The organism is Chitinophaga sp. (assembly GCF_036569125.1).
GTDB lineage: Bacteria > Bacteroidota > Bacteroidia > Chitinophagales > Chitinophagaceae > Chitinophaga.
This window is the reverse complement of sequence record NZ_DATCRF010000097.1, coordinates 1-9,448: the sequence shown is the minus strand read 5'-3', so window position 1 is coordinate 9,448 and position 9,448 is coordinate 1. Positions and strand designations below refer to the sequence as shown.

Here is a 9,448-nt window from a genome sequence, read left to right as displayed (position 1 = left end):
ATATCTTCTGATATGATCAGCTGTATAAATTTGTCAACAAAACTATTACGGTCCTTCAGCGCTTCCTTACAGGTATTACATTCTGAATAACAACCGGAAAAATCCACATCGGCAATATATTGGCGCTTAAAATCTTCCAGCGTTTTGATACAGGTGTTCTGCTTCAGGAATGCTTCCTCATAAAAGTCAGCAGCGGCTTTGCTGGCAAACAGCTGGTAGGTTACCTGGTATTCTCCAATAGCAATATCCAGGTCAAAGCTACCCTGGATACGCGGAGCCGTTGTGCCGCAGGCGGTATCCATACCATTCAACGAGGCGGGTAACTTCCTTTCATAGATACTGATGCCGCATTCATCTTTAATGGTGATGGTAAGATCATAATAACAATCACTACAAATATCCTGCACACAGGAGGCCGTTAATACGGAAACCGGGTCATAGGTATATTCGAAATGATAGTTGCCATTCATGGGTATCAGCAAGGTACTGTTTGAAGTAACTGTAAAGGAGGCTGCATCCCGTTCTGTATTTTCGGGATTGGCCAATTCTTTGGTTACCTGCGTCATGGCTGTTGTACTGTCTGCTTCCGGCAGGCCATACAGGTTATCCGGCTTTCTGCCAGCCAGGGCAGAAGCAACGGTGCGGCCATGGGCATCCAGGTAAGTGACTATTATCTGCCCATTGGGATCAAGCACCATGTTTTTAAGATAATGCTGTGCATTCCCTACTTCTGAACCAAATAAACGGTCCAGCTCTATCTGATCCGGTTTACCATAAAAATAGCGGGTTTCATGACCACTACCAGGCTGCAAATAAGCACCTGCTTCCCCTTTTCTACTAATACGTCCTGTTTTATCTGATGTGTACACGGTGGTAGAAAACGGATAACCAAACGCATTCGGAACATATTTATTAAAAAAATACTCATTATGCTGATTATTACTGGAATAATAACGACCAGCTCCACTAGAGCTATCCAAAGGTTGTGGCACCAATACACATGCTGTCGTATCGGATGAAAGGTCTTTATAAGTATAGGGCTGACCATTCCTATTAACATTTAATGTGGGATAATAATGTAAAGTACTATCCAATTCAGGGCTAGGTAATATAGTAACAACGGGTCGTGCCATTACATCATACACCGTTTCTTGTACAATTGATTTATTATTACTATTATCAAGCGTTACTCCCTGTCGATTTCTAAAAATGCCATCAAAATAACTAATAGTTTCCCTTTTTTTCCCTTCCTCCGCAAATACAGTGCTATACTGGTAGTTAAGCGTTGGCTCATGACCACTTACATGTACCACACTACTAACCGTATTATTGCCTGGTGAATATGCTTTGTAAGTCCAGTCGCCTTGTTCCCGTTCATTGGTGTAAGGATTAATACGTACGCCACGCACGCGATAAAACACAAAACCGCCAGGATAAATCAAATTCAGTTTGTACTCCCGGTCATAGGTAGTGATCCGGGTATTGTTATTCAGAAAATATTCTTCCAGCTTATTCTGCGGTATGTTTATTTCCCCGCTGCTGATCTGCGATGCGGAGTTATTACTGCGTATATAAGTAGCTACGGCACTGGAATCATCATAGAATGTCCATTCCAGGTCGTACATTTCCGCGCCGGGATAGTTATCAGTGGCAGTATGCCAGTTTAATTTCAATTGTTTACCGTTCTGCAGCTGGTAGCGTGTAATATCAGCATTGGCTGCATTAAAAAGATACTTACGTTCAATCAACACCTGGTTCTTGATCCTGAAGATAGCAGGCAAGGCATTTTCGTCTCCGAGCTCCGGGCTGGAAATGTTTACCACTGTTACTTTTACCGTATGCCCCCCTTCAAATTTATACATGGCTATACCTTTGTAGGAGGAACCTGCGGCTGTGTCATAATTTACGGCTAACTGGAGGTTATTGAGCGTATGCTTTACATGGTTGGCATCCTCATACTCCAGGTTAAACGTTACCGTGGCGGCAAAGGGTTTGTTATAGTAATAGAGGTTGGTATCCTGGCGGATCTCAAATGTGATAATGTTATTAACGGAAAGATCTATTTCACGTTTTGCCCACAGATCGGGCTGCACATATTTATCATCTGTTGTTCTACAGGTATCGCCCTGCTTTATTTTACCGGTGAGGGTTTGAATATAGTCTTCATAGCCGGCTTTTGCCTGCTGCTGACCTAATAATAACATTAGTAGCAGGCAAAACAGCAACCGGATCGGATGTACCAGGTTAACAATATGTTTCACAAAATTGGGATACATAGGTCAGGATCTTATAGTTGATTGATCAAAGTATAGTTCTTATATTTTTCCTGCAGCACGGCTATTTTGCCATTGATAGCAACAAATCTTGCAGTGGCAAACTTCCCAACGTCCGGTGCATTAAACAGGTACTGGTCATATGCAATGTCCACCACACTGGCATCCGGGGCGCCCACCATTTCACCAGCCACCTGCATCCACACCCTTTTTACCAGGAAGGTGCCGGGATCGTACATGATATTACACTGCTGCATACCGGGTGTGGTTAGGGATGTAAGCTCCAGCCAGTAATTATTTCCCCGCATTACCTTTTGCGCCTTGGCGCCGCTTTGCTGCATATCTTCCAGGAACCGTTTTACATCAAACATCTGTGACTGCAGATCCTTTTTCTGTTGATTGGTGTGCAGATCTGCTACCAGCAGCAGCTTATCTTCATGATCTACAGTCAGCAGGTATTGCCCATTACGGATTATTTCTACCGGGCCGGCCTTGGTATAAGCCTGCTCTTTATTTATCATACAGCTTACTTCCAGCGTAGATTGTATAACGGATGGCTTGTTCGCTGCATACAGCTTTATATGCGACTGAAAGCTCATCACATCAGCTTTATCATATTCCTTGCAGATCTGCTGCAAAACGTCCCAGCCCGGCTGTTGAGCAAGTACCGGTATTCCCTGGCATAACAGGATAGTACACAGGCAACCTGTTTTTATTTTTATTAATATTTGACGGATCAACTGTTCCATGCTTATTGTCTTTTTTGTGTACTACGGTTTTCTTTAATGGTCATAATACCCCTCTCAGTCTCTTTCTTCACGCGGATCAATGTTCCCTCATCATCATATTCATAGAAGGTGGCATAATTATTTTCATCCAGCTCGGCCATCAGGAACATATTGGAGGAGTTGTATACAAATGATTTCAGGTACCCTGAGTAAGGATGTATACGTACATCGTCAAAGTAAGTGTCACCTCCAGTGGGGTTCAATACCAGGCGCATGCTAGTAGCACCCACCGGTATGGTAAATTCCACCTCTACTTTACGCCACCCTTCCACTACCGGACCTGCGTGCTGCGAGCTTACCAACGGCGATGAATTTTCATTAATAAATACCTGCAGCAGATTTGTTGTATTGTTAATGATGGATGGATTTTTCACCCATGCACTGGCCACATACCGGTTTTGTACCAGTGGGTAAAAACCTCTTAATGCTGTATAACCGTTAATGATCGTGTGGCCTGCTGCATCATAGGTGAACAGCGCACCCTGCTGATCATTGCTATATATTTTCTTAACTACCTGTACCGGCGCGGTTACCTTCAGGCTGTATTTACCTGTATGTGCTGTGGTATTTACCGGCCAGTTGTTACGCAATATCTGTTTGCGGAAATCAAAATGGCCTTCAATGTTACAGCTATCCTGCTGCTGCATATAAGTACTATCATGCGTGATATTACCATCCAGTGCAAAACCATAATCTTCAAAACCATCATATCCTATTTCGTTATAGTGTGCATTGGAAGCTACTACTACGGGAACAGACCCCAAGTAACCGAACAAGGCCGCGCTATAGCGGTTCAGGGCATCTTTATTTTCTATTTCCATACCCTTGCTGTTATACTTCATTATTTCACTGGTTGTGATCCAGTGAGCATCGCTGGTATTGCCGGTCAATAAATTCCGCATAGCTGACGGATCATACACCCAGCTCCAATAAGCGTTAAAGGATGTATAGGCGCCGTTACGGCGTATATCCGTTGGGCTTTGCGCACTGTTAGCCCAATGCGGATCCTGTGCACGGTTCACATGATAGACCATTTGCTGCCAGGGACGCCAGTTGCCTAAGAGACCTATCGCATAAGGGTTGATGATCTGTGTGGCAGGTCCGGTGCTGTTTACAGGGTGCGTTATTTTTTGCTTACAGGTATAGGGTACGCTGCTTGCATCCAGGAAGTAGCCGGCGGGACAGCCATAACCACTGGTGGTTTCGCCGGTCTCAAAATATTTGCCCATCATCCGCCTGGTTGTAAATACATAATTCAGCTGGGTAGTATCTGTGGCTGCTATTATTTCGGCCGCTGTATTATCATAGATCTCTGCACCAAAGGCAGCAGCCGAACTTTCATTCCACCCTTCCACTTCAATTACATTCTCTCCCGCGCTTAGCTTCACCGGGAAAATATGCCAGTACCTGAAGGCTGCTGCATATCCGCCTTGTGAAGGAAAACGCTGGTTTAAGGAGGCTTTGTCCATTTCAAGGACCTTATTCCCGTTCAGCTTAAAGCGTATCAGGTTATCGCCGCCCAATCCTACATAATACGTTTTAGTGTTCAGTATATTCACCTTTACACTGAAACCTATCCATTCGTTCGTAGGGTCCCCTTCCGGAGTACCCGGCGTACTACAGGCCCATACGCCGCAGCGGTTTAACGGCCCTTCTACCAGATTAGAAGGTCCATTTATCCAAAAGCTGTTGCTGGTATTTATAGGATTGCGCGTACCTCCACCATTTAGCGTAAACCCGGTGTCGTACATCAGTGTGCCATATATGCTGTAGGCACCATTGGGGGAGCTGCATATGCTTAAGCTATCGCCATGAAAAGTAGCCGGCTGCACGTTATAGGTGTAACAATAAGAACCATCTTCCGCCAACTGGTAACCGGCGGGGCAAGAGGAACAGGTATTATCTTTTATGGGTACCTGCCAGCTTTCCTTAAAGGTATTGGCTTTGGCGTCTATGATCTGCGTCCAGTCTGATACATCCAGCTTACCGCCCTTAATAGGGCTCCGCAGGGAGGTCAGCGTTCCAACAGGTACATTAGCCATATTTCGCTTACCGGAGCGGGTGATCTTCACCGTAGCATTGCTTAACACCAGGAAGTTGCCTGCCTGGTCTACTACCCTGAATGCACCATTGCTGCCCTTTACGATCCAGCCTTTATTAGTGTTGTTCACATCTATTAATTCATCGCCCGGGGCTAATACGCCCGGAGGAGTGACTGTTGCAATAACACCGGATGTATTAGTGCTGAAACCTTTAATGGTTACGCCTATGTTCTTATAGGACATGCCCATCCCATCATAGGCCCAATGTGCCGGATAATTAAAATTATACACCGGATCATCAAACTCATTCTGGGTACGGGTCAACAATACGTTACCTGTTTCTGCATCCCATGCCATGTTCTGCGTGGTGATTACTGAGCCATTCTCCATTTTAATTATCTTTTCCAATACACCACATTGCTGCACCAGCTTAATACTGCTGGAAGAGCGGAACTCACGGTATTCCGCACTCATACCAGGCCCTGGGAACAAATAGAAAAGCGGGAAGATGAAAGCGGGAAAAGCACCGAAGCTCAACTTCAGCGTGCCACCAATATTCTGCGTATACTGCTCTCGCATATCGGTAAACAGTTCAATATCCTCCCCTACTGTACCCCGTTGCAAAGAACCATCCGAGGCCAGGGTGATCACTTCATTGGCCAGCCGTTTTGTGGATGCCAGCGCGTTCTCTGTTTTATATTGATAGGAAATGCTACTGATCTTACTTCCGCCACGGTTGTAGATTGTTTCACCTTTAGGCCTACCATGCATGTCATTGATAGACACCGCATATCCCTGCGACAAAGCCACCGCAGTTTTCATTTTAATCTTCAGGAAAGACAACAGGATATTAGGTTTGTATTTTTCACTGGCCATGGGCAGCTTTTCCACAATCACCGGGAAATCTTTGGCCGTGTAAAACTCGGTGACCGTGAAACCTGTTTTATTATTAGAGTTATCAGCACCTACGTAACGTACGGTCACTTTGCTATATCCTACACCAGGCCCCGGGAAATAAGATTCACCTATAGGTTCTTCCAGGTAGAAATAGTTATTTAATCCAAACGGCGCCCCTTTCTGCGTATAGGGTAATGGTTGTCGGAGCGGGTTCTCATCAGCACCGATCATTGGCTCAAAAGCGGCTACCCCACTGGATATCACGATCTGCTTACCGTCCTGGTTAACGGCAGTAGTAGTGTACGCATAATCCTGCCCGTAGGTGGCATCCGGTGCGTTACTACCGGAAAGCGCCTGCCAGTTATCAGATATGCGGATACCTTTTACCCGGCTGCCACCACCCAGCTTTGTAAGATTGGGGGAGCATAACCTTACCCAACAACGCTGCAGGTCTACCCTATCAGCATACTTATGCCGTTTCGCCATTACATCAAAATTCTCTATAAATGTAGCTACCTGTCCTATGGCGGTGATCAGTGATTTGATAGCGGCTACTGCGTCTGACGATTCCTGGTTGGTTTCATAACCCGGGTAAGCATACTGCGGCAAACTTAAACGCAGATATTGCCAGGCTGCCTTTGCGATGGGGTTCACACCACCATCTGCCCTGTCCAGCTCAACGGCTGCCGTATTCGCATCTACCATGCGTACATTTTTAATGTTCGCATAACCGGGTATGTATTCATAGTGGCCGGAGCGGTCCACCTCTACCTTCCATTTATAATACAGCTTTGTAACATCCTGGAAGTAACGGAACTTCATTTCTTCCAGGGATTGCACCGGCACAGGTAAGCTGATATAGATATCACGGGCGTCTATGAGACCTTCATTCACACCTTTGGCACCAATGCCGCTTACAAAACACATCTGCTGTGCTCTTTTATCCTGCACATAGGCATAGTCATCCGATTCATAATTTACCTGTATAGTACCACCGGTGGGCAGGTCTATTTTGCTTAGCTGCCAGAGGCCGGCAAATTCGTCGGCACTGGCTTTATCCTGCGTAGCATAGGGAAACTCATCGTTCCGGATACCATTTGGGTTAACGGCATTATCCTTATACATTCCCCAGCGGTCTGCCTGCTTATAACCATAAGGTACCGTAGCGCCTTTGGCCTGCAGGTTGTATGAGAACTTATAAGGATGCAGGAAACCTTTTTTATTCTTTCCAAAGCTGAAGTATACTTTCTTCAGCGTTAGCTTACCTTTCTGCTGATTGATATCCACTCCGTTCTGATTAATTACCTTGCCGGAGTTATTAGGTACGTTAGGGCAGGAGGAATAGTCATACTCAAAGTACACGGTTTTGATCGGCACTGCCTGTGTCTTATTCTGCAGCAGGTCTGACTTTGAGTACAGCTCAATTCTTTGCAGGTACCGCTGTTTATTGGTAGTTTGTTTACCACCTGTATTGTTTATAACGCCTAAGGCATCTTCGCGCTCCCCGGTGATAAACAGGGCCACCATATTCTTGGCTTCTATAGAGTGCGTATACCAGATCTCTTTGGTGCCGTAGGAATAACTACCCTTATCGTCCTGCTTATCACTTAACTGTCCTTCATTATAGTTGGCTTTATTCTGTTCATACGGCGTGCGCCAGTTGAAGTCAGTAGCCAGTTTGGTGTAATTGAACTTTACCGCAGTGCCAATGTCATCGTCCGTAATACCATCGCCGGTTACATCCACATAATCATTGGAAAGCATGCCGGTTAACAGGTACGAGTGCGCGTAGGCGGGTATGCCATCCTTGCTGAAATAATGATCCCTTCCCTGATTGTTGCTGCTGGTAGCATCGCTGCCACTGTAACTTACCAGGCCCGTAGCTGCATTGCCGTTGTTTGGCGACACTGCAAAGGTTACATCTTCCTGGCTGGTGTTGTAAGCTGGTATGCCATACACGGATCTTTTACCATCATCGTCCGTGATAGTGATCTCGGAAATGTGGTGTGCTTTGGCGTTTGCATTTATACGGCTGATGTTTTGAACCAAACTGTCGTTATAATGCGGTATGATGAGCTTATTGGCCGGATAGTTCCTGATAGCAGGCTCCAGCGCATATTTAGATGCTTCACTGGCAGACAGATAGCTAAATACATGATTGCGGCGGTCGCGCTGGCTGCGCTTTACAGCGTCTGCTACATCGATCAGCGGACGCTTGCCTGTGTTTGGGTCCATTGCCAGATCAAACTGGTTATGCGCGCGCGTGCTTTCTCCATTGCGGCTAATGTGCACCCCTACCGCCTGTTTGTTCATTAAACGGGCATTGTAAGCAGCATCCGACATGGTTTGCTCACCGGCTTTTTTGAAATAGGCCGGTTCAAATACCGGGTCGGAAGCATTGGCCGACTGGAAATCGCCTTTACCCAGGTAAGCATTGTCTGCCTGCCATTTATTGGTACGCGTGCCTGTTGAACTGCCATACAGATCCACACCTGCCTGAAAATAGGTGCCTGCGCCTACCTCCACACCCAGTGAACCGGCTATGCTCTGGTCTGAATTTTTGGGATCAAAGAACACGCCGCTGCCATTCCGGTACACACGGTACTGCCCGGATCCCTGCTGACTGTTAGCGGTAAAAAGATCATAGGTAGGTACCGGTACCGGCAGGTAAGAAACCCCGTCGAAATATGGAATATCCTTTTCCCGGTTAAAGTCCATTAAACCATTTACATCCTGTATGCCGCTTTCTGCGTTCAACAGTCCATATGCACTGCGGGAAATATCTTTCTGCGCAACGCTTTGCTTGTTGTAATAACCGGAGAAACCGACCTTACCATGTACGCCCCAAAACACGCCTCCTAAGCTGCCACTGAAAGTATAAGCCTGGTTCTTGAATGAAGTTGTACTGTTTGGTGTATATGTTTCGCCTGCAAAGGAGAAAAAGGTAGAGCTCCTGGATGCGATGTTGCTAATCTTCTTATTTCCTTTATCATCTTTTCCTTTTGCATTCATTGAACCGCCCAGGGTTAAACCTGTAATACCTGCGCGGGAATTGTAGGAGAGCCCTACAGACATGCCGGGCAGATAATCCAGCGTTTCCAGGCGTTTTACATCCATGGCAAAATTCACGCTGGCGCCAATGTCTACGCCTGTTTGCGAGTTAGAGGTTAACCCACCGGAAAGGGTACCGGAGCCGCTTTGAGTAAGGCCTACTGAGGCGTCTACTCCTACTTCTGCTCCCATACCGCGGTAAGAGTTGCGGAAAACGCCTACGTTAAATCCAACATTCCATCCCTTGCCAAATACCTCCGGGCTGGCTACCAGCTTTAATCCGTAGGTGGTATTGTCTTTCATGTTAAATTCCTTTCTTACCTTATCACCTTTAAAATCATCCGGTAAACCACGCAGCTCGCGGTTAATGGTACCGGGGTTGAGGCTCCATCCCAGG

3 protein-coding genes are annotated in these 9,448 nt (G+C 46.1%); all 3 read right to left on the bottom strand.

Translation table 11 applies throughout. From position 1 onward, the window contains the following. A partial coding sequence (locus tag VIM87_RS03455; protein WP_331995617.1) for a hypothetical protein occupies window positions 1-2,261 on the bottom strand: 2,261 nt, incomplete at its 3' end. A gap of 26 nt (window positions 2,262-2,287) precedes the next feature. Continuing rightward, on the bottom strand, window positions 2,288-3,022 hold the full coding sequence (locus VIM87_RS03450) for a hypothetical protein (protein ID WP_331995616.1): 735 nt from the start codon (window positions 3,020-3,022) through the stop codon (window positions 2,288-2,290). Between the two features lie 2 nt (window positions 3,023-3,024). Further along, window positions 3,025-9,448, bottom strand: a 6,424-nt coding sequence (locus tag VIM87_RS03445; RefSeq protein WP_331995615.1) for a hypothetical protein, incomplete at its 5' end; no start/stop codon positions are given.